This is a genomic window from Pseudorhodobacter aquimaris, from assembly GCF_001202025.1.
GTDB lineage: Bacteria > Pseudomonadota > Alphaproteobacteria > Rhodobacterales > Rhodobacteraceae > Pseudorhodobacter > Pseudorhodobacter aquimaris.
Map to the genome: position 1 here is coordinate 42,363 of NZ_LGHS01000030.1, position 19,729 is coordinate 62,091.

At 57.7% G+C, this 19,729-nt stretch carries 22 protein-coding genes; 9 read left to right on the forward strand and 13 right to left on the reverse strand.

Features of this window, described 5'->3' with window-relative positions:
• Positions 1 to 8 precede the first annotated feature (8 nt).
• Positions 9 to 1,886 (forward strand): translocation/assembly module TamB domain-containing protein, encoded by a 1,878-nt coding sequence (locus AKU94_RS20245; protein ID WP_232295681.1) that lies wholly within the window; start codon positions 9 to 11, stop codon positions 1,884 to 1,886.
• On the opposite strand, the gene AKU94_RS04515 is transcribed toward AKU94_RS20245, so the two are convergent.
• Together AKU94_RS04515 and AKU94_RS04520 are read right to left on the reverse strand one after the other, a co-directional pair.
• The gene (locus AKU94_RS04515) at positions 1,880 to 2,728 is read right to left on the reverse strand and encodes a YihY/virulence factor BrkB family protein (RefSeq protein ID WP_232295682.1); all 849 of its coding nucleotides are present in this window, start codon (positions 2,726 to 2,728) and stop codon (positions 1,880 to 1,882) included. The genes AKU94_RS20245 and AKU94_RS04515 overlap by 7 nt on opposite strands.
• 68 nt (positions 2,729 to 2,796) lie before the next feature.
• A complete protein-coding gene (locus AKU94_RS04520; protein WP_232295683.1) occupies positions 2,797 to 4,701 on the reverse strand; it encodes a polysaccharide biosynthesis protein in 1,905 nt (634 codons plus the stop codon).
• 470 nt (positions 4,702 to 5,171) lie between these two features.
• Here AKU94_RS04520 and AKU94_RS04525 point away from each other — a divergent pair, with 470 nt between their 5' ends.
• Complete coding sequence (locus tag AKU94_RS04525) at positions 5,172 to 6,089, forward strand: DMT family transporter (protein WP_050526140.1); 918 nt, start codon at positions 5,172 to 5,174, stop codon at positions 6,087 to 6,089.
• 48 nt (positions 6,090 to 6,137) lie between these two features.
• Positions 6,138 to 6,749 (forward strand): molybdenum cofactor guanylyltransferase MobA, encoded by a 612-nt coding sequence (mobA, locus tag AKU94_RS04530; protein WP_050526141.1) that lies wholly within the window; start codon positions 6,138 to 6,140, stop codon positions 6,747 to 6,749.
• Here the strand turns inward: mobA and AKU94_RS04535 are convergent.
• The 6 genes from AKU94_RS04535 to AKU94_RS04560 form a co-directional block, all read right to left on the reverse strand.
• Entirely contained in the window at positions 6,733 to 6,960 is a 228-nt protein-coding gene (locus tag AKU94_RS04535) for a sulfurtransferase TusA family protein (RefSeq protein WP_050526142.1), read from the reverse strand. The two genes, mobA and AKU94_RS04535, sit on opposite strands and share 17 nt — an antisense overlap.
• A 3-nt stretch (positions 6,961 to 6,963) precedes the next feature.
• On the reverse strand, positions 6,964 to 7,845 hold the full coding sequence (locus AKU94_RS04540; protein ID WP_157056412.1) for an amino acid ABC transporter permease: 882 nt from the start codon (positions 7,843 to 7,845) through the stop codon (positions 6,964 to 6,966).
• A 45-nt stretch (positions 7,846 to 7,890) separates the two neighbouring features.
• Positions 7,891 to 8,724: a transporter substrate-binding domain-containing protein gene (locus AKU94_RS04545; protein ID WP_050526144.1), complete on the reverse strand. Its 834-nt coding sequence runs from the start codon at positions 8,722 to 8,724 to the stop codon at positions 7,891 to 7,893.
• Between the two features lie 24 nt (positions 8,725 to 8,748).
• Positions 8,749 to 9,558: an amino acid ABC transporter permease gene (locus AKU94_RS04550; RefSeq protein ID WP_050526145.1), complete on the reverse strand. Its 810-nt coding sequence runs from the start codon at positions 9,556 to 9,558 to the stop codon at positions 8,749 to 8,751.
• Positions 9,559 to 10,311, reverse strand: a complete 753-nt coding sequence (locus tag AKU94_RS04555; protein ID WP_050526146.1) for an amino acid ABC transporter ATP-binding protein — start codon at positions 10,309 to 10,311, stop codon at positions 9,559 to 9,561.
• 118 nt (positions 10,312 to 10,429) lie between these two features.
• Complete coding sequence (locus AKU94_RS04560) at positions 10,430 to 11,860, reverse strand: aminotransferase class V-fold PLP-dependent enzyme (protein ID WP_050526171.1); 1,431 nt, start codon at positions 11,858 to 11,860, stop codon at positions 10,430 to 10,432.
• Positions 11,861 to 11,964: 104 nt separating this feature from the next.
• Here AKU94_RS04560 and AKU94_RS04565 point away from each other — a divergent pair, with 104 nt between their 5' ends.
• Complete coding sequence (locus tag AKU94_RS04565; RefSeq protein WP_050526147.1) at positions 11,965 to 12,429, forward strand: Lrp/AsnC family transcriptional regulator; 465 nt, start codon at positions 11,965 to 11,967, stop codon at positions 12,427 to 12,429.
• Here AKU94_RS04565 and AKU94_RS04570 read toward each other — a convergent pair.
• Together AKU94_RS04570 and thpR are read right to left on the reverse strand one after the other, a co-directional pair.
• A complete protein-coding gene (locus tag AKU94_RS04570) occupies positions 12,418 to 13,137 on the reverse strand; it encodes a DUF1624 domain-containing protein (protein ID WP_050526148.1) in 720 nt (239 codons plus the stop codon). The genes AKU94_RS04565 and AKU94_RS04570 overlap by 12 nt on opposite strands.
• Before the next feature lie 75 nt (positions 13,138 to 13,212).
• Entirely contained in the window at positions 13,213 to 13,755 is a 543-nt protein-coding gene (thpR, locus tag AKU94_RS04575; RefSeq protein ID WP_050526149.1) for an RNA 2',3'-cyclic phosphodiesterase, read from the reverse strand.
• 229 nt (positions 13,756 to 13,984) lie between these two features.
• Here thpR and AKU94_RS04580 point away from each other — a divergent pair, with 229 nt between their 5' ends.
• Complete coding sequence (locus tag AKU94_RS04580; RefSeq protein WP_050526150.1) at positions 13,985 to 14,452, forward strand: NUDIX hydrolase; 468 nt, start codon at positions 13,985 to 13,987, stop codon at positions 14,450 to 14,452.
• A 79-nt stretch (positions 14,453 to 14,531) separates the two neighbouring features.
• A complete protein-coding gene (locus tag AKU94_RS04585) occupies positions 14,532 to 14,960 on the forward strand; it encodes a DUF1178 family protein (protein ID WP_050526151.1) in 429 nt (142 codons plus the stop codon).
• A gap of 4 nt (positions 14,961 to 14,964) precedes the next feature.
• Here AKU94_RS04585 and ubiG read toward each other — a convergent pair whose 3' ends face one another.
• Positions 14,965 to 15,708 (reverse strand): bifunctional 2-polyprenyl-6-hydroxyphenol methylase/3-demethylubiquinol 3-O-methyltransferase UbiG, encoded by a 744-nt coding sequence (gene ubiG, locus AKU94_RS04590; protein ID WP_050526152.1) that lies wholly within the window; start codon positions 15,706 to 15,708, stop codon positions 14,965 to 14,967.
• Positions 15,709 to 15,769: 61 nt separating this feature from the next.
• Between ubiG and pip the strand changes: the two genes are divergently transcribed.
• Positions 15,770 to 16,735 carry a prolyl aminopeptidase gene (gene pip, locus AKU94_RS04595; protein ID WP_050526153.1) on the forward strand — a complete coding sequence of 322 codons (966 nt, stop codon included), beginning with the start codon at positions 15,770 to 15,772 and terminating at the stop codon, positions 16,733 to 16,735.
• Positions 16,736 to 16,796: 61 nt separating this feature from the next.
• Here the strand turns inward: pip and AKU94_RS04600 are convergent, their stop codons facing one another.
• Both AKU94_RS04600 and AKU94_RS04605 read right to left on the reverse strand, forming a co-directional pair.
• A complete protein-coding gene (locus AKU94_RS04600) occupies positions 16,797 to 18,272 on the reverse strand; it encodes a sodium:solute symporter family protein (protein WP_050526154.1) in 1,476 nt (491 codons plus the stop codon).
• Positions 18,269 to 18,514: a hypothetical protein gene (locus tag AKU94_RS04605; protein ID WP_198144830.1), complete on the reverse strand. Its 246-nt coding sequence runs from the start codon at positions 18,512 to 18,514 to the stop codon at positions 18,269 to 18,271. The genes AKU94_RS04600 and AKU94_RS04605 overlap by 4 nt, the downstream gene beginning before the upstream one ends.
• 220 nt (positions 18,515 to 18,734) lie before the next feature.
• On the opposite strand from AKU94_RS04605, the gene secE reads away from it, so the two are divergent.
• Positions 18,735 to 18,932, forward strand: a complete 198-nt coding sequence (secE, locus tag AKU94_RS04610; protein WP_050526155.1) for a preprotein translocase subunit SecE — start codon at positions 18,735 to 18,737, stop codon at positions 18,930 to 18,932.
• A 183-nt stretch (positions 18,933 to 19,115) separates the two neighbouring features.
• Positions 19,116 to 19,649, forward strand: coding sequence for a transcription termination/antitermination protein NusG (gene nusG / locus AKU94_RS04615; protein WP_050526173.1), 534 nt, complete (start codon positions 19,116 to 19,118; stop codon positions 19,647 to 19,649).
• Positions 19,650 to 19,729: the final 80 nt, after the last annotated feature.

Here is a 19,729-nt window from a genome sequence, read left to right on the forward strand (position 1 = left end):
GCTTGTCAGTGGCAATCGGCCTACAGGGCCAGCGGATTGAGATCGAGCAGGCGCGGCTCTCCAATCCACAAATCAGCGCCGATGCCTCGGGGTTTTATGACCCTGCGGGCAGCGATGTTTCGGCCAAGCTTTCCTTGCCCGATCTGACACCGCTTGGTCCGGGCTATCGTGGCTCTTTGCGTGCCGATGTGACGGCGACCGGTACGCTGGACGCGGGGCGCGCGGTCTTGACGGGGCAGGGGGATAACCTTGCCATCGGCAACAGTCAGGCGGATAGTTTGTTGAAAGGGCAGAGCACCCTCGATGCCAGCGCCAGCTTTCGTGACCGCAAGATCCAGATTGAAAATGCCACGCTTTCCAATCCGCAGCTTTCGGTGAAGGCCAACGGCAGCGTGAGTGACGATGTCAGGCAGTTGCAAATGGAGGCACGGCTGGCCAATCTTGCACTTTTGGTGCCGGAATTTCCCGGGGCGGTGACGATTTCTGGCACGGCAAGTGAAGATGGAAATGGGGTTCAACTTGATCTGAAGGGCACTGGACCCGGCGGGATTGATGGACGGATCTCGGGTCGCATCGACGAGGGGTTTGGCAGTGCCGACCTTTCGATCAAGGGATCTTCGCAGGCGGCTCTTGCCAATGCGTTTTTGGGGGGGCGTGCCATTTCTGGGCGCACCGAGGTCGATTTGCGCCTGAATGGTCCCTTTGCCCTGTCGTCGATTTCAGGGCAGGCGCGGCTTTCGGGGGGGCGTTTTTCTGCGCCGAATCTGCCATTCGGGCTGAATGATCTTGCGGCTACGGCCAATCTTGCTTCGAATGTCGCGCAGATATCGGTCAAGGCCAGCCCCAGCACCGGGGGCAATTTAACGGTGGATGGCAGTATCAACCTGTCTGCGCCGAATGTGGCCGACCTTCAGACAACCCTACGTGATGTTGTGGTGAAGGATCCTGATTTATACAACATCATGCTTAGTGGCGATGTCACGGTCAAAGGTCCCCTGACAGGCGGTGCGGTGATCGGCGGCGAGCTGCGCATCCGCGAGGCAGAGTTTCGGGTGCCCACAACGGGCTTTACGGCCATCGGGTCCTTACCCGACCTCAAGCACAGCAACGAACCTGCAGCGGTGCGTGCGACCCGTTTCAAGGCGGGGTTGATCGATCTTGGCAGCAACGGTGCAGGCACGACAAGACGACCCTTTGGCCTGAACCTTGTGATCTCGGCGCCGTCACGCATGTTTATACGTGGGCGCGGGATTGACGCGGAGTTGGGCGGGCGTGTCGTGATCCGCGGTGACACCAATAATGTTATCCCCAGCGGAAGCTTTGAGTTGATCCGTGGGCGGCTGGATATTCTGGGCAAACGACTGGTGCTGGATGAGGCGCAACTGTTGCTGCAGGGGGATTTGATCCCGACATTGAATATCGTGGCGAATAACGAAAGCGACGATGTGGTGACCTCGGTCGTGATCGAGGGGCGCGCGGATGATCCGGAGATCACCTTCAGTTCGGTGCCCGATTTGCCGCAAGAAGAGGTTTTGGCGCGTCTGCTGTTCGGGCGGGATATTCAGGATATTTCCGCGCTTCAAGCGGTTCAGCTTGCCAATGCCGTGGCCACACTGGCTGGCAAGGGCGGCGAGGGGATTATCAGCAAACTGCGCAAAGGTTTTGGTCTGGATGATTTCGACGTCAGCACCGGTGACGATGGCGAGGTATCGCTCAAGGCGGGGAAATACATTTCGACGCGGGTCTATACCGAGGTCGAGGTCGACCAGAAAGGTCGCAGCCAGATCAACCTGAACCTTGATCTGAAAAAGAATGTCACGGTGCGGGGATCGGTCGGGGCGGATGGGCAGGCGGGCTTGGGGGTGTTCTTTGAAAAGGATTACTGACCGTTTCGGCCCTCAAGCTCGGCGTTGATGGCGGCCCCCAAAAGCACGGCAAAGGCCGATAGATAGAACCACATCAAAAGTGCCACCACCGCCCCGATAGAGCCGTAGACCTGATTATAATTCGCGAAGTTCGTCAGATAAAACACGAGCCCGCGAGATACAGCAACCCAAAGGCCAATGGCCAGAAACAAGCCCAAGGTAAAGAAAGGCGGGCGGTTGGCATCGCGCGCACGGTTCGGGCCAAGCCGGTAAGCCAAGGCAATGCTGACCATCACAAACAGCATCCCCACCAGAAAGTTCGCGGTGCTAAGCGCGATTTCGGCCGCCACCCCAAGCTTGAAGAAACCCAGCACCACCGGCACGACAACTGCCAGCGTCATACCGGCCAGCACCAGCCCGACCAAGACCAGCGTCAGCACAAAGGCTCGCACCACATGGCGAAGCCCGCTGCGGGTCGGCAGCCTGTAGATCGTATTGAGGCCGGTAATCAATGCACTAACGCCTGCGCGCGCCGACCACAGAGCGAACAGCGTTGAAAGCAAGGTTGTTATCCCAAGACTGCGGGAGTTGGTGGCCAGAATACGCCCCACTTGCCCGCTCAGCAGATCAAAGGCCTCATGGGGCAGATAGTTCTGGGCAAGCTCCAGCTGGGTTTGCACGACGATAGGGTTCGCGGCAAAACCCCAGATAGTGATCACGGCAGCCAAGGCCGGAAAGATTGCCAGAAACCCGAAAAAGCCGATTCCGGCCGCAATCAGCCCGATCTGCGCCTCTGTCACCCGGTGCCAAACGCCGAGGGTCACCTCATATAGCTTTGTCATCTGGGGTAATATTCCGTTCATCTTTGCGCCTTCCTAGCTTACGCATGGTTAGCGCAGTCGGTCTATAGTGTCGATTGTCTGGGCCCCGTTTATTGGGCGATGGTCAGTTTTTGTGGTGGGGCGTATTCTTTGACATAGGTGCAGATTACATCAAGCGCCGCGGGCGTGGACCCGGTTGCGATGGCGGCCCGCAGGCTGCGCAAGGCTTTGGCCATTTGCAACTCAGTCAGGCTGTCTTCTTGGGCACGCAGGATTTTTGGATGGGGTGTGGTCAGCAAACCTTCTCCGATCAGCAGTTCTTCAAAGAGCTTCTCACCGGGGCGCAGTCCGGTGATGGCGATCTCTATATCCCCATCCGGCGCATCTGCGTCGCGCACGCTGAAACCCGCCGCCTCGATCATCTGACGGGCGAGATCGCGGATTTTCACCGGTTCCCCCATGTCCAGAACAAAGACATTTCCGCCAAAATGAGCCTCGGCATAAGAGCCGGCCAGCAGCACCAGTCGCGCCGCCTCGGTCAGCGTCATGAAATAACGGGTGACATCTTCATGGGTCAAGGTGATCGGGCCGCCCTTGGCGATCTGTTCCTTGAACAGCGGAATGACTGAGCCCGAAGATCCCAGAACATTGCCAAAGCGCACGATAGAGAAATCAGTGCCTTTCGCGCGCTTGGCCAAATCCTGAACCACCAGCTCTGCCAGACGTTTTGACGCGCCCATGACATTGGTCGGCCGTACGGCCTTGTCGGTGGAAATCAGAACGAATTTCTTCACGCCGGTTTCATGGGCGGCATCGGCAAGGGTGCGCGTGCCCAACACGTTGTTGGCCAGACCTGCGATCGGGTTCGCCTCAACCAGTGGCACATGTTTATAGGCGGCCGCGTGCAGTACGATATCCACCCGGTGATCCGCCATCACCATCCGCGCCATGCGACTGTCGGTGACGGAACCGAGCACAGCCACGATGCGGGTATTGGTGCCGATGCTCAACTCGATCAACTGGCGCTCGATGGTGTAGAGGGCGATCTCGCTCACCTCGAACAGGATGATGCAAGCCGGTTTGGCGGTCAAAAGCTGACGACATAGCGCCGAGCCGACAGAGCCCCCCGCGCCCGTGACCAGCACCACACGATCATGATAGGACCCGCCCCCCCAAAACATGTCACTGTCCAGCTGTTCACGCCCCAGAAATGTGACCGGCGATACCGGCGCCAGTGTGTCAACCAGACGCTCCACCCCGACAAGCTGCGCAAATGATGGGACTGTCATCACCGTCAAGCCCATCACCTGAAGTTTGCGGGCGATTTGTTCAAGCTTGGGCGGGGCCAATGACGGCATGGCCAGCAAGACGCGGTCCGCCTCCAGTCGGGTGCTCAGATCCAGAATACGGTCAGAACCATAAATCTTTAGTCCGCCCGCGGACATGCCGTGCAGGCCCGGATTGTCATCGACAAATGCGACCGGCAAAATACTGTCATGTGATCGCAGCGCGGCCAGCAACTGCATACCTGTTGGCCCCGCACCATAGATCACCACACGGCGGCGTATCCGACCCTCTCGAAGCACCCACAACAAGATATGCAACAAGGCAAACCGGGTGCCGACGGTGGCAAGGAAGAACACCAGCCCAAACAGGATAATTCCGATCCTGGGCATCTGCAGCGTTGTAAAGGCCACGATCAGCGCAAAGGACAGCGTCACCAGCAGGGCCATGATCCCGGTCCGCAAGATACCGCCGGACTCATAAGCTTTAAGCTTGATATTCTGTAGCTTTAGCAGGGCGGAAAAACCACCGGCCAGCGCGGCCAAGAGCGCCAGTGCAATCCAGTTGGCCTGAAGGAAAGCCAAGTCTGGCAGGCTGTTATAAAGAACCGAAGCGGATATTAGGAATGCGACTGGCGCAAGCGTGATGTCAACCAAAGACAAAAATGCCTTTTTTTGCGGACGCGACATCCTGTCGACGATCTTGAAAAGCGGTGGACGTATGAGCGGCATCGGCATCCTCATGGCGGTTTTGCGGTGCAAAATGCGACTTGATATTCGATAGAGTGAACCCGCGACTGCCCAAAATCTATTCTTAAAACTTTAGTGTCACAAGCTTGGAGGCGCAGATATTTCTACTTTTACCAGTGATCGGGCATATATTTCGCCCATTGCGTGCATAGAGATTTGTCGCCTCAGGCATCTCTTATCGCCTGCCGCGCGCTGTCCGGAGCGCCTTGCCAGAGGAAAGAGATATCCCCTATGGAGTCATCTGAACAAAACCCATAAGCTGCCTGAAACGTGGGGGGAGTATTGATGTTCGATCTGTGGAGGCCTGAAAGTACAGGCAATCATGTGCGGTGCTTGTCCGTGGGAGGCGGCGCGGTGCCGCTGCCCCAATTGCGTGGTCAAAAATCTCAAGTTCCCGAAAATACGACGCTTTTGCCCTGCAACCGCGACGGACTTTTGGCCGGGGTGTCATAATGCGGGCCCCTCAGGCGCGCGAAGACAACCCGATGCTGGGCCTTGGGTTGATGTGTATGGCAGTCGCGATTTTTACGGCGACAGACAGCTCGGCGAAATGGTTGATATTGGCCGGGCTGCCGATCATGCAGGTGGTGTTCACACGCTTTTGCGTGCATTTCGTCCTCTGGAGTGTGGTCGCGATCCCGCGAGAGGGGCTGGGTGCGTTCCGAACCAGCGCGCCGCGTGTTCAGGCCGCGCGAGCGTTGCTTTTGCTTGGGACTACAGCGTTCAACTTTGCCGCGCTTAAATATTTGCCGATTACGATGACCACTGCGATCTTTTTCTCTTCTCCGATTACGATCACGATCATGTCGGTCCTGTTTTTGAACGAGCGTGTGGGCGTGCGCCGGGTCGTTGCCATTCTGGTCGGATTTATCGGGGTTCTGGTCGTGGTGCAGCCTTGGGGTGCAGGATTCCATCCGGCGATGGTTTTGTCACTTTGTGGGCTGTTATGTGTCTCGGGTTACTTTTTGTTGACGCGGCAACTTGCGGGGGTGGATAGCAATGCGGCCAGCCAGCTCTGGGTTTCAGGGTTGGCAACGGTTGTCTTGGCGCCCTTTGGCCTGTCGGTTTGGGTTTGGCCCGAAACGATGTCTGCTTGGGTGGTTCTGGGACTTGTCGGGCTCTTTGGGGCGACGGGGCACGGGATTGCGGTTGCGGCACATCGGTATGCGGATGCCTCCAACCTTGCGCCGATGACCTATATTCAGATTATATTTGTAACCGCAGTGGGGTATTTCGTTTTTGATAACCTGCCCAATTGGAATACCGGCATCGGCACCGCGATCATTATTTCCTCGGGGGTTTATATCTGGCAAAGAGAGCGGACCCTGATGTTGCGACGCAGACAGGCAGAGGTGCCGACGACACGCTGACGGCCAACAAGACCCGCCTTACATTTACAGTCCAAGAAAGAGCAGCCCATGATCCTCCCCGCCATTATTCTTGCAGGTGGAAAAGCCTCGCGGATGGGGGGCGCTGACAAGGCATTATGTGTGCTGGGGGGGCGGCCGCTTTTGTCCCATGTGATCACGCGGCTTGAACCGCGATGCGCACCGATTGCGATCAATGCCAATGGTGATGCTGCACGGTTTGATGCCTTTGGCCTGCCAGTTCTGAGCGATTCTGTCCCAAACCAACCCGGTCCTTTGGCGGGTATTCTGGCCGGAATGGATTGGGCTGCATCGCTCGGTGCCCCTGCTGTTATTAGCGCTGCGGCAGATACACCGTTTTTCCCATTAGAGCTTGCAGCGCGATTGCAACAAAACGCAGGCCCTTCGGGGCTGTGTCTTGCGGCCAGCGGTGATGGTGCGCAGGTATTTCTTCAGCCGACGTTCGGCCTTTGGCCAGTGGCCTTGCGTGATGATCTGCGCCACGCGCTGGAGGGCGGGCTGCGCAAGGTTCGTGTTTGGGCCAGCCATCACAAGGCAGGCACAGCCCGCTTTGATGCCACCGATGTTGATCCGTTTTTCAACATCAACACGCCCGAGGATCTGGCCAAGGCCGAGAGGCTCCTGCCTAGCCCCGGCGGATGAAATAGGTCTGGGTGCCGTCCTTGTCGGTTTGCTCCAACAGCAGATGCCCAGCCTCGGCGCAAAAATGGGGGATGTCGATGACGGCGGCGGGGTCTGTTGCCTGAATGCGTAAGACCTCTCCCGGCGTCATCGCCAACAGGCGTTTGCGCGCGCGCAACACCGGCAAAGGGCAAAGCAGCCCGCAGGCGTCAACCTCTTGATCCCAATCCATTTCCTATCGCCCCTTATTCAATTCCAGTCGCCGGAACAGAAGCGACAACCCGTAACACAGCACAAAATACATCAGCGCGGTTGTGATCCATGCCTCGAATATCATGCGCGTTGATGCGACCAGCTCCAGCGTTTTATAGGTCAGTTCCTGCACCGAAATCAGCGAGATGATAGAGCTGTCCTTGACCAAAGATATGAACTGGTTCGACAGCGGCGGCAACACCTTGCGCATGGCTTGGGGCAAGACAATGAAGCGCATCTCATCCAGACGGGTCATGCCGATGGACCGCGCTGCTTCACGCTGGCCGCGGGGAATGGACTGGATGCCCGCGCGGATGATCTCTCCGACAAAGGCGGATTCGAACAGCGCCAGCACGATCACACCCGAAATCAGCGAGGGAAACCGCCGCATATCGCCAAAGAAAAACTCCCACACTGCGATGTTTTCCTGACGGGCAATCCCGCGCGCCCAACGCTCCATTTGCAGGGCGGCGATCAATTGTTCCGACAGGAAAAAGAAGAAGATAAACACCACCACCACCGGCGGAATGTTTCGCAAAACCTCTAGATATGTGCGGGCAAGCATCCGTATCGCAAGATTGTTGGCGGTGCGCGCGATGCCCAGAATGGTGCCAAGGACCAGCGCCAGAATGCCGGAGTAAACCGCGATCCTTATGGTGGTGATCAGCCCCTGCAAAAGCAGGTTGGTGAACCAGCGCCCCTCATCCTCATCCCAACGCAGGATGTAATTGGGGATACGGTGCCATTGCCAGTTGTAGTTGAGCGCGCCTGATATACGAAACCAGATCGCCGCCGCAAAGGCGATGATCACGGCAAGGATCAGGTAATCCGGCCAATGCAGTCTCTGGCGTCTTTTGTGGCGCATGGGCATCCCCGAATTGGCCCGGCATTTGCCGCCGGGCCGATGCTTTTACTGGTCGACCTGATCGGCCCAATCGCGGCTTTTGAACCAATAATCATTGCGCTCTTTCAACCAGCCATTGGCCCAGTTCACCGCAATCCAGTTGTTGAAGAAGTTGGTCGCATCGGGATCACCCTTGCGGTAGGCGAACCCTTCGCCGCTAGCCAGAAATGTGGTGTCAAACGGCACGCTGATGGTTTCGGGATAGTCGCGTGCGGCATCCGAGGGGCTTGGCTCTGCCATCATGGTCGCATGGGCATTGCCGTTCAGCACTTCCTGGGTTGAGGCGCTGTCCTCATCGAAAAGCAGCAGGTTCGCCTCGGGGAAGAGCTGTGCGATAACGGTGGCGGGGGTGGCACCCCGGCGCGCAGCAAAGGTGATATCCTTGCTGTTGTAATCTTCCAGCGTCATCCCTTCGGTCATGGCTTTATTGGCCATAATGGTTAGCCCGGAATAGGCATAGGGGTCGGAAAAGTTGACGGTCAGGTTGCGCTCGGCGGTGATCGACATGCCGGAGATGATCACGTCGAACTTGCCCGAGACCAGCGCCGGAATGATGCCGTCCCAGGCGGTCGGGATAAATTCCGCATCCACGCCCATATCCTCGGCCAGCTTGCGGCCCACGTCCAGCTCAAAGCCGATCAGATCGCCTTTCTTGTCGCGCATCGACCATGGCACAAAGACCGACAGCCCGATCTTGATCACGCCGTTTTCCTTGATCTGCTCGATCACGCTGGTTTGCGACAGGGCGGCGCGGGCGTCTTGGGCCGCTGCTGGCAGGGCGAGGCCTGTGGCAAGTGCCATCCCCAGCGTGGCGGTCATCATGCGTCTTGTCAGTTTCATCAAGTGGGCTCCGTTCTCTATAGGTCAGTCCTGCACGGCATAGCGCCGTTCCAGATAGCTGGCGAAGGTCGAAATAATTAGCGTAACAACCATATAGACCGCTGCGATCGTAAACCAAATCTCGAAACTCATATAGGTGTCGGAAATGATGTTGCGGCCCACGGTTGTCAGTTCCACCACCGCGATCACGCTGACGATGGCCGAGGATTTGATCACATTGACCACTTCGCTTGTCATCGGCGGCAGCATGAAACGGATGGATTGCGGCAGGATGATATAGGTATAGATCTGGCCCGTGGTCATGCCGATGGATTTCGCGGCCTCCCATTGGCCCGCAGGAATAGAGGTGATGCCGCCGCGAAATATCTCGGACATCAGTGCGCCGTGAAAGACTGCCAAGCAAAGCACGCTCGCGGTATAGCGGTCCATCCCGAAGATCGGACCAAGCACATAGTAAAACACATAGAGCAGCACCAAGAGCGGTATATTGCGGACAAATTCCAGAAATATCCGCGCCACCGCCCGCCCGACGATCAAATCCGACAGCCGCAAAAGCGCGACCAGCAGCCCGATCCCTAGTGCCAAAACAAAGGCGAGGGTCGAGAGGGTGATCGTGCCGACCAGTCCCCAAGGGATCTCGCCCAGGGTGACGCCGCCTTCGGTATGCTCAAAGAAGTATTGCGGGATGCGGTACCATTGCCAGTTATAGCCCATCGCCTCGGCCCCCTTTAGCGAGGCACCAATCAGGGCGGCCATTACCGAAAGGTAGATCAGCACCGAGACCGGGCGTGACGACAAGGCCCGTTTCAAACGTTTGGCAGAACGCGCAGGCACTTAATGCTCCAGTATCTGGTCAAGGAAAAGACGCGCACGTTTGCTTTTGGGGTTGGTGAAAAACTGGGCGGGGGGGGTGGTTTCGACAATCCGGCCTGCCTCCATGAACACCATCGTATCGGCCACGCGGCGGGCAAAGCCCATCTCATGCGTCACACAGACCATGGTCATACCAGAGTCCGCAAGCTCTACCATCACGTCCAGAACCTCGCTGATCATCTCAGGGTCAAGCGCGCTGGTCGGCTCGTCAAAGAGCATGATCCGTGGTTCCATGCATAAGGAGCGCGCAATCGCCACACGCTGTTGCTGCCCACCCGAAAGCTGGCTGGGGTACTTATCGGCCTGCTCGGGGATGCGCACGCGGTCGAGATAGGTACGGGCCAGCACCTCGGCGGCGGGTTTGTCCATTTTGCGTACACGGATCGGGCCGATGGTCAGGTTTTCCAGCACCGTCAGATGCGGGAACAGGTTGAACTGCTGGAACACCATGCCGACCTCTTGACGGACCGCGCGAATGTCTTTGGTGTCATCGCCCAGTTCGATCCCGTCGATGGTGATGGTGCCCTCGTCATGCTCTTCCAGCCGGTTCAAACAGCGGATCAGGGTGGATTTGCCCGACCCAGAAGGGCCGCAAATCACCACCCGCTCCCCCTGCCGGACAGAGAAGTTGATATCCGTGAGCGCTTGGAAGGGGCCAAAGAATTTGGCCACATTCCGCATGGATATAATCGGGGGCGCGCCGGGTGAAACCATGTCTTTTCTTACTTCATGCTGCAATGTGACCCTTGGTTCTAGGGGGAAAGCGGCAAAAAGCCAGCCTTCCCCGAAAGGCATGTGCAAGACTCTGGCAATGTGGCGCGATTGTAAAGGGCTATGCGGCGGGTTGGAACCGCGCGGTCGCCGCATCACAGCAATAGCGGTCAGCCATCGGATAGGGGTTGCGCGCCAGCGCATCAACGGCATTGATCACGCGGTCCGCCTTGGCATCATCCATCAGCGCCGAAAGGTTAAGCCGTGTCCAGCCGGGTTTCTCCATTTCTTCGCCGCGCAGGATGGCGGCGCGGATGGTCTCGGATTCTCCCGCTTCAATCCCGAGCAAACGGTGCGCATAGGGGCCGGCACAGGCACAGCCGCCGCGTGCCTGAATGCCGTAAACATCCGACAAAAGCCGTGTAAAGAGCTGGTGATGCAGATAACCGCCCCGCGCCCCGTCCCGCACCCGGAATGAAAAGATCGGCAGGGCATCGGCATCGCAATTGCCCATCAGTTCAAGGTTGGGGTTCTGCTGCCAGACATCCAGCGCGCGCTGGCGCAGCTCCGCATGGCGGGTATCAAGATATGCCTGCCCAATGGCCGCTTTGACCAAAAGGCAAAGGGCGGCCCGGATATCGCCGACGACATTGGGGGTTCCGGCCTCTTCGCGCGTGGCGACATCGGCGCTGTAATCATGCGCGGTGGGTGAAACAAAGCGCACCGTCCCGCCGCCGGGTTGAAACATGCGGTTGCAACAGACAGCATCCTTGCGCACGATCATCACGCCCGACGCGCCCGGCCCGCCCGGAAACTTATGTGCCGAAAACACCACCGCATCCTTTTGCGCATCCGTGTCCGCACGCATATCAATTGGCAGATAGGGTGCGCCGCCCGCATAATCCCAGACCGCCAGCGCGCCATAGCGTTTGAGCAAGCGCGTCACCGCATCGGTATCGGTCAGAATGCCGGTCACATTGGAGGCGGCGGAAAACGCGCCCACAATCCGGCGCCCTTTTGCTGCGATCAAGGCCGCCTCCAACTGCGCCAGATCCGGCCCGCCTTTGGGGGCCTCACAGATTTCAATCACCTCGGCACCGCTTTCGCGCCATGGCAGGATGTTGGAGTGATGCTCATAAGGGCCGATCAGCACCAAAGGGTAGTCTGTAGCATCGGCAATACCCAACAGATGCACCAGCCGGTTCAACCCCGCCGTCGCCCCCGATCCGGCAAAGACGGTGGCATAGCTGTCATCCGCCCCGCATTCCGCAGCAATAATCGCGCGGGCCTCGCGGCGCATCTGGGTCATTTCCCCGCCGCAATGAGAGGCCTCTGTATGGCTGTTGGCATAAAACGGCAGCACCCGTTCCATCACAAAGGTTTCCACCTGCCGCAAGGCCCGCCCCGAGGCGACATAATCGGCATAGACCAGCTTTTGCAGGCCAAAAGGCGTTTCAAAAGCCGCGCCCTCGCCGATGACACCGTCGCGCAGGTATTCGATAATATTTCCCTGCGTTAACTTGGTGGCGAAATCTTGCAGGGCGGTTTTCATCGGGGTCTCCATCTGTTTGTGATTTTGCCATCATAAATGAGCTGGCCTGGGGAAAGCGCCCTTTTATATATTGTCGAAAGGTACATATTGGGTCATATGACCACATGGATACAGCAAAACTAGATCAGATTGATCGTGCGTTGTTGCGCGCCCTTCAGCGGGACGCCACCCAATCACAGCGCGAATTGGCCGAAGCGGTGGGCCTGTCGCAAAATGCCTGTTGGCGGCGGTTGAAAGCCTTGCACGAAAGCGGGTTAATACTGGGGCAGACCCTGCGGCTTGATGCGCAAAGGGTGGGCCTTGGCTTGACGGTTTTTGTGATGGTGCGCACACGCCATCACAGCGGCGACTGGCTGGCGATTTTCCGGCGTGAGGTTCTTAACATTCCACATGTGATCGACTTTTACCGCATCGCGGGTGACTATGATTATATGCTGAAGGTGGTGGCTGAGGATATGAACGCCTTTGACCAGATTTATCAGCGATTGACCGCGCGGGTGGAGCTGGAAACGGTCACCTCTTATATCACGATGGAGGCGATCGCGGACGCCCGCGACCTACCCGTGTAGCCAGTTCCAGCCGATAAAAAGCCCGATTAAAACGGGCTGGTGGATAAGGTAGATGACCAGGCTGTGCCGTCCCGCAAAGCTGGCCCAAGCCATCGCAGGGGATGGGGCTTTGCGCGCCAGCGGCCCGCGCGCCAGCAACAGCTTTGCCCCCGCCATCCCGATCAGGAATGTGCCGAACCATGGGAAAAGCGGCTCAAAATCCATAGAGGGGCGCACATGCGCAGACAGCCCCACGAACCACAGTGGCGGTGCATCAAATACCACATCACGCCACAGCTGCGGCAGCACAATCACCCCCGCCGCTAATCCCAGTATCCCCACCCAATGCAGCCGCAAGAACGCCAGTCCGATCAGGGATGACAGAACGATGGAATGCAGAATGCCGAAAAAGACGAATTGATCGGGCATGACAGACCATGTGGCAAATGATACCAGCGCCGCCCCGGCAGCGATGACACCGAACCTGCGCCAAAAGCGTCGCCATCCGATGCCGCGCCCATGTGCCAGCACAAGGCCGAACCCTGCCAGCGCGATAAAGCTGCCCGCCACGGCACGCGCAAAAACGGCCCAAAATCCGGTGACGGGTGTGGCGGCGTGGATATAGCCGAACATCGCCAAATCGAAGGTAAAGTGATAGATCACCATACCCACAACGGCCAAAGCCCGCGCCATATCCAGCCAAAGGATGCGTTCGTGCTGTTGCGTCACCTTGCCTCCGTTTGCATCTCTCTTTCTTGCATTAGCGCAAGTTCAGGTGGATGCCGATAGAAATTTCTGGCGGGACTATTGCGTCAAAGGATATTGCGCCAATACATCATAACGTGGTCCGTCTGCCGTCAGTGTGGACCGGAATAGTATCATCTCATCGACTGCCCATGGGCCCGCCCGAAAGCCTGCACCGGCGATAACAGCACGTTCCAATGGGGCAGCCTCTTCTATGCCCATCGGGGCAAAGCGGCCAAGCGTGATATGTGGGGTGAACTTGCGTGCAGGGATTTCGGCACCGGCGAGCCGTCCGGCACGTGCCACTTTGGCCTGTAGCCGTGCCAAGGGTTCAGAGGGGGCAACCGCTGCCCAAACGGAATTCGGCCGCGCCTTGCCAAAAAGACCGAAACCGGCGAGTGACAGATCAAAGGCGTCCATGCGCAGGTCTGTCAGCCCTTCATCCAGCGCCTCAAGGGCTTGGTCGTGCAGGTCCCCCATGAAGGCGAGGGTGATATGGAACTGGTCGCGGGCCGTTTTGCGGGGGATGGGCAGCATGAACTGCTGTACGGCCAATTGGCTTTTGACATCTTCCGGCACATTCAGGGCCACAAATACCCGCATAAAACCGCCCCTCTCACATCGGGTTTGTACCCTGCAGCCATTGCCCCGATCCGGCATGTCGCCAGTGCTGTGACCCGGGCAGTCTTGTGCCAGCTTGCCCGTCCAATCCGCTTATCACAAGGGGGAGAATCTTGAAGTCATTGATATTTTTCCTATATCTTAACCTATAGTTGGCAAAGTGATCACCACAGCAGAAAATACAACAAAGCAGGACATTACAGGCAAAGCTATGGGCAAGAAACGCTCCATTCTGGATGACACAGCGCAAAGTCAGTTTGGCGCATTATGCTGGCGTATTGGTAAGAACGGCGCGGAGGTATTGTTGATCTCCAGCCGTGAAACTGGGCGCTGGGTTATTCCCAAGGGCTGGCCGATGAAAGGGCGCAGCGGCGCTGAGGCGGCAGCAATCGAAGCCTGGGAAGAGGCGGGTGTCAAAGGGCGGATCGCAGGGGACGTTCTGGGTCGGTTTACCTATAATAAGGTGCTGAACCGCGACACCAAGAAAGAACACGCCCAAGCTTGCACCGTCGATGTTTTTCCGCTGGAAGTGGCAAAACTTGAAACTGAGTTTCCTGAACAGCGCCAACGGCGCCGCAAGTGGTTTGCCCCACAGGATGCCGCCCGCAAAGTGCGCGAAGCGGGACTGAAGGCGCTGCTTACTGCTTTTTCGCCACCGACATCCAATGGGATGGGGTAAAGCTTGCTTCTTTGTGTAATTAGAATAGGTAGGCAGACGGTCGGTTTGGCCAATGATGTATCTTCTCGCAGGGCCGAAAATGATCCGATATTCGCTTAAATGTGCTGCCGATCACAGCTTTGACAGTTGGTTTCAATCGGCCGCCGCCTTTGATGCTTTGGCGGAAGGGGGGCATGTCACCTGTCCGACATGTGGCAGCGCGGAGATTGTCAAAACGCTGATGGCCCCGGCGGTGAGCACTACACGCGTCGCGACCACGATGGCTGGGACGCTTTCCACCCCGGCCAATCCGCAGGAAGAGGCGCTCTCGGCATTGCGGGTAGAGGTTGAGGCCAACTCCGATTACGTTGGCAAAAATTTCGTGACCGAGGCGCGCAAAATGCATAATGGTGCTGTGCCTTCCCGCGCGATCCACGGCGAGGCGCGACTGGATGAGGCCAAAAAGCTGATCGAGGACGGTGTACCTGTGGTGCCCATGCCCTTCATCCCGCCGCGCAAGGTCAACTGAACTCTTACTCTGCGGGTTTCACACTTGCCGTTACATAGTTCACCGACAAGTCCCTGTCAGACAATGACCAGCCCCATGTGATCGGGTTGAACACCATTCCCTTGCGGTCCACAGGCCGAAGCCCTGCTTTTTCCAGCAGGGCATAAAGCTCATTCGGGGTGATGAACTTGGACCAGTCATGCGTGCCTTTGGGCAGCCAGCGCATCACCCATTCTGCACCGACTATCCCCATCATAAAACTCTTGGGGTTGCGGTTGAGGGTTGAACAGATCATCAACCCGCCGGGGTTCAAAAGGGTCTGGCAGGCGGTCAGAAAAGCTTGCGGGTCGGCGACATGTTCCACCACTTCCATATTCAGGACCACATCAAAAACCTCGCCCGCACTTGCCAGATCCTCCGCGGCGCAGTGGCGGTAGTCGATGCTCAACCCCATCTGTTCGGCATGAAGTTGGGCCACGGGAATATTGCGTGCGGCGGCATCTGCCCCCACCACATCCGCACCCAAGCGCGCCATTGGCTCTGACAAAAGCCCGCCGCCGCAGCCGATATCCAAAAGCCGCAGTCCCTTGAACGGCATGGGCGCGGTCAGATCACGGTCAAACTCTGCCGCGATCTGGGCGGTGATGTAATCCAAACGGCAGGGGTTGAGCATGTGAAGCGGCTTGAACTTACCCGCCGGATCCCACCATTCGGCGGCCATCGCCTCAAATTTCGCGACCTCATCGGGATCAATTGTGTTCAAAGTCATCTCTCGCTCCTTGCGGTTTCGCGCCGGGACAGGCAGGTTTGTGAAAGTATATAGGACAAATATGGATCATAAATCAGGCCAAATGAGCGCAGCTCAATATTTATATCCCCCGCTGGAGCCTTTTGACCAACGTATGTTGGATATGGACAGCGGCCACAGAATTTATGTGGAGCAGTGCGGCCGCCCCGACGGGCTGCCGGTTTTGGTAGTCCATGGCGGGCCGGGGGGCGGGTGCAGCCCCGCGATGCGGCGGTTTTTCGACCCAGAGGTTTACCGGATCATCTTGTTTGATCAACGCGGCTGCGGCCGTTCGCGTCCCCATGCCAGCGTGGAGGCCAATACCACTTGGCATCTGGTCGCCGATATGGAGGTGATCCGCCGCACGCTTGAGCTTGACCGGGTGATCCTCTTTGGGGGCAGCTGGGGTGCGACGCTGGCGCTGATCTATGCGATCACCCATCCTGACGCTGTTGCGCACATGGTTCTTCGCGGTGTGTTCACCATGACAGAGGCCGAGCTGGACTGGTTTTACGCAGGCGGGGCGGGGCGGTTTTTCCCCGAACTTTGGGCGCGGTTCGCGGATGCGATCCCGGAAGGGGAGCGCGGCGATTTGATCGGGGCCTATCACCGGCGGCTGTTTTCGGGGGATGTGATGGAGGAGATGCGCTTTGCCCGGCTGTGGGCGAATTGGGAAAACGCATTGGCGTCGATTTCCAGCACTCCGGTTGGCGGCGAGGGGCCGTCTGACTACGCGCGGGCCTTTGCGCGGCTGGAAAACCATTATTTCGTCAACAAGGGCTTTCTGGACGGCGATGAATGGATCATGCGGAACCGTCACCGGATAGAGGGCATCGGGGCCGATATTGTGCAGGGGCGTTTCGATATGGTTTGCCCGCCGGCCTCGGCCTATCGTTTGGCGGATGGCTGGGATAACGCGCGGCTGCGGATGGTGCCCTTGGCGGGGCACGCCCTGTCAGAACCGGGAATATCGGCAGAGCTGGTCTCGATCATGGATAAACTGACGTAGGGCTAGGCAGGGCGTCTGCACTTTCGGCCCGCCCGCGCAGGGCACGCGGGCCGTTTTGTCGTCAAGTCAGCGGCGGCTGTGCTTTGGGGTTCGCCGCGATCTGCATGAACTCATCCGCATATGACAGATCAGGCTTGGTGGCCAGACTGATGCCGACAAACAAAACTGTTGCGACCGGCAGGCCCAGAACACCGACATTCAGGCCGAATAGTGAATTGCCCGTCAGATACATGGTCACGACAAAAATTACCCCGCCGATGATGGATGCAAGCGCGCCGTCTGCGGTGCCGCGCCGCCAAAAGAAGGCCCCGATGGTGGCCGGAACCATTAGCACCAGACCAACCGAGGCTGCAACCGACAGGATCGCGATCATGCTAAACTCCATCCACGCAAAAACCAGCGCAAGAACTGAAATGACCGGGATGACCAATTTGCCGATCAACAGCAATTTCGTGTCGGCCGGATCGCTGCTCAGGGTCCCGTAAATATCACGCGCGAATATGGAGGAGAGGGTTAGCAAGATCGAGTCGATGGTCGAAACCGCTGCCGCCAGAATGCCGATCATGACGATCACGCCCAGAACAGGTGGCACAAGATCCGAGGACAAAAGCACCGAAGTTGCCAGATCGGGACGCTCCAACCCCGGAAAGGCGACCAGCACCGCAAAGCCCCAGATCACGGATACCAGCGTGTAGATCAGCCCGAAACACAGGAAAATCAAAAGCATCTGGCGCATCGCCCCTAGGGAGGCGGGCATGAAAAGCCGCTGGCTTACTTGCGGATTAGAGATAGAGAAAAACGCCCAAGGCAGCGTCAGCCCGAGGAAGGTCGTAAAGCTGAAAAATCCGCTTCCCGGTACGCTCAGCATCTCGGGGCGGGTTTCGGCGATGGTGCCGAACATCGCGCTGAAACCGCCTAGTTTTGAGACAACGAGGGCGGTGACCAGAACCGCCGCAGTAATCATCACCATGGCCTGAAGGCTGTCGGTCCACATGACCGAACGGATGCCTGCGATATAGGCAAACACGATCGCCAGAACTGTTGCGACGATAATACCGACCCCGAAAGGGATGGCGCCATCGGTCATGCCCGAAAGCAGATATCCCACACCCGCAAGCTGTACCGCTGAATAGGGGATCAGGAAAACCAAACTGACCAGCCCCGCCGCCAATGCGACGCCCCGGTTTCCATAGCGGTTCCCCAGCATCTCATAGGGCGTGACAAACCCGTATTTGCGCCCCACCGCCCAGAAACGCGGGCCAAAGATCGCGACCAGTGATACACCGGCAAAATAGACGATCTCAAACCCCAAGGCGCCGACACCGCCTCGGTAGGTAAGACCGGCAAGCCCGACCATCATAAAGGCTGAATAGGTGGTCGCTGAATAGGAAAGCGCGGAAACCACCCCCCCCATCTTGCGTCCGCCAAGGAAATATTCCGACATCGAAGAGGAGGGTCCGCGCCGCGACAGATAGGCCACAAACAACGAAAGGGCGATGTAGATCACCACACCCCAGATTACGAGGGAAAGGGTCATTTTGTGTCTCCGTCAAAATCGCTGGTTGCCAAAACATTCAAAATAATGACGAACACTCCGACCAGGGTCCAAAACAGAAAGCTGCCATGCCAGGTCTCGACCGACGGCAGGACCAGATAGGGAACCGCATAGGCCGCGAGCACCAGCGCACCGATGAGCATGAAAGAAATCTTTTGTAACATTGGCCCGTCCTGTTCAGCGTGATCGGTTCCGGACAGAGCTGCCTCAGGCGCGATCATCATTGCGGTTTTTCTAAAGGGTGGGGGCGTATACCCTTTGTACGTGCACCCGGCTAGTAATCTTTTGAAAAAAGGCTGGTTCGCCTGTGCATTCCTGATTTTTTACAAATCGCGACCTTGCAGATGCCGCCTTTTGGCGGGGTGACAAATCTGGCAGCGGGCTTGAAACCTTGGGCGTAACAGAGTATCTGCCGGTAAAACAGCGAACAGTCAGGATGTGACGATGGCAAAGGCCAACCCTCTTCAGTTTATCCAGCAGGTGCGGAGCGAAGTTTCCAAGGTTGTCTGGCCCAACCGCCGTGAGGTGGTCTTGACCACGGTTATGGTCTTTATCATGGCCGCTTTGACCGCGACGTTTTTCTCGCTGGTGGATCTGGGGATCCGCACGGCTTTGAGTGCGGTTATCAACGGGTTGGGCTGAAAACGGGCTTACCCCCTTGAAATCAGGGGGGAGGCGCTGTATTCGGTCGGTTAATCAGGAATGAAAACGCGCGGCGATTCGGTCCGCGCGTTGTTTTTTGTTCCAAGCGGGGCGGGTCAGTTCGCCCTTAGATGCAGAGAATCACCGGAATTTCGGTTCTGGATTAAGATAGGTGAAGCAGGCATGGCGAAGCGGTGGTATTCGGTAAGTGTTCTCTCTAACTTTGAGAAGAAGATCGCCGAGCAGATCAAGACAGCCGTGGCCGAAGCCGGGCTTGAGGAAGAAATCGAAGAAGTGATGGTTCCCACCGAAGAGGTACTGGAGGTCCGTCGCGGCAAGAAAGTAACCACCGAACGCCGTTTTATGCCAGGCTATGTGCTGGTGCGCATGGAAATGTCCAATCGCGGCTATCACCTTGTAACCTCCATCAATCGCGTTACCGGCTTTTTGGGGCCGCAGGGCAAGCCGATGCCAATGCGCGACGAGGAAGTGAACGCGATCCTGAACCGTGCCGAAGAGGGTGAAGCCGCGCCGCGTAACCTGATCCGCTTTGATGTGGGTGAGCAGGTGAATGTGACCGACGGTCCGTTCGAGGGCTTTGCCGGTATGGTCGAAGAAGTTGATGATGAGAACAGCCGCCTGAAGGTGACAGTCTCTATTTTTGGCCGGGCGACCCCGGTCGAGCTGGAATTCACGCAGGTTGCCAAAATCGCCTGATGTGATCTCGTGGGAGGCGACCGTACGCGGGGACCGAACCACTAAACCATGCGCCTCGAGGTGGGGCGCGGTGATAAAAG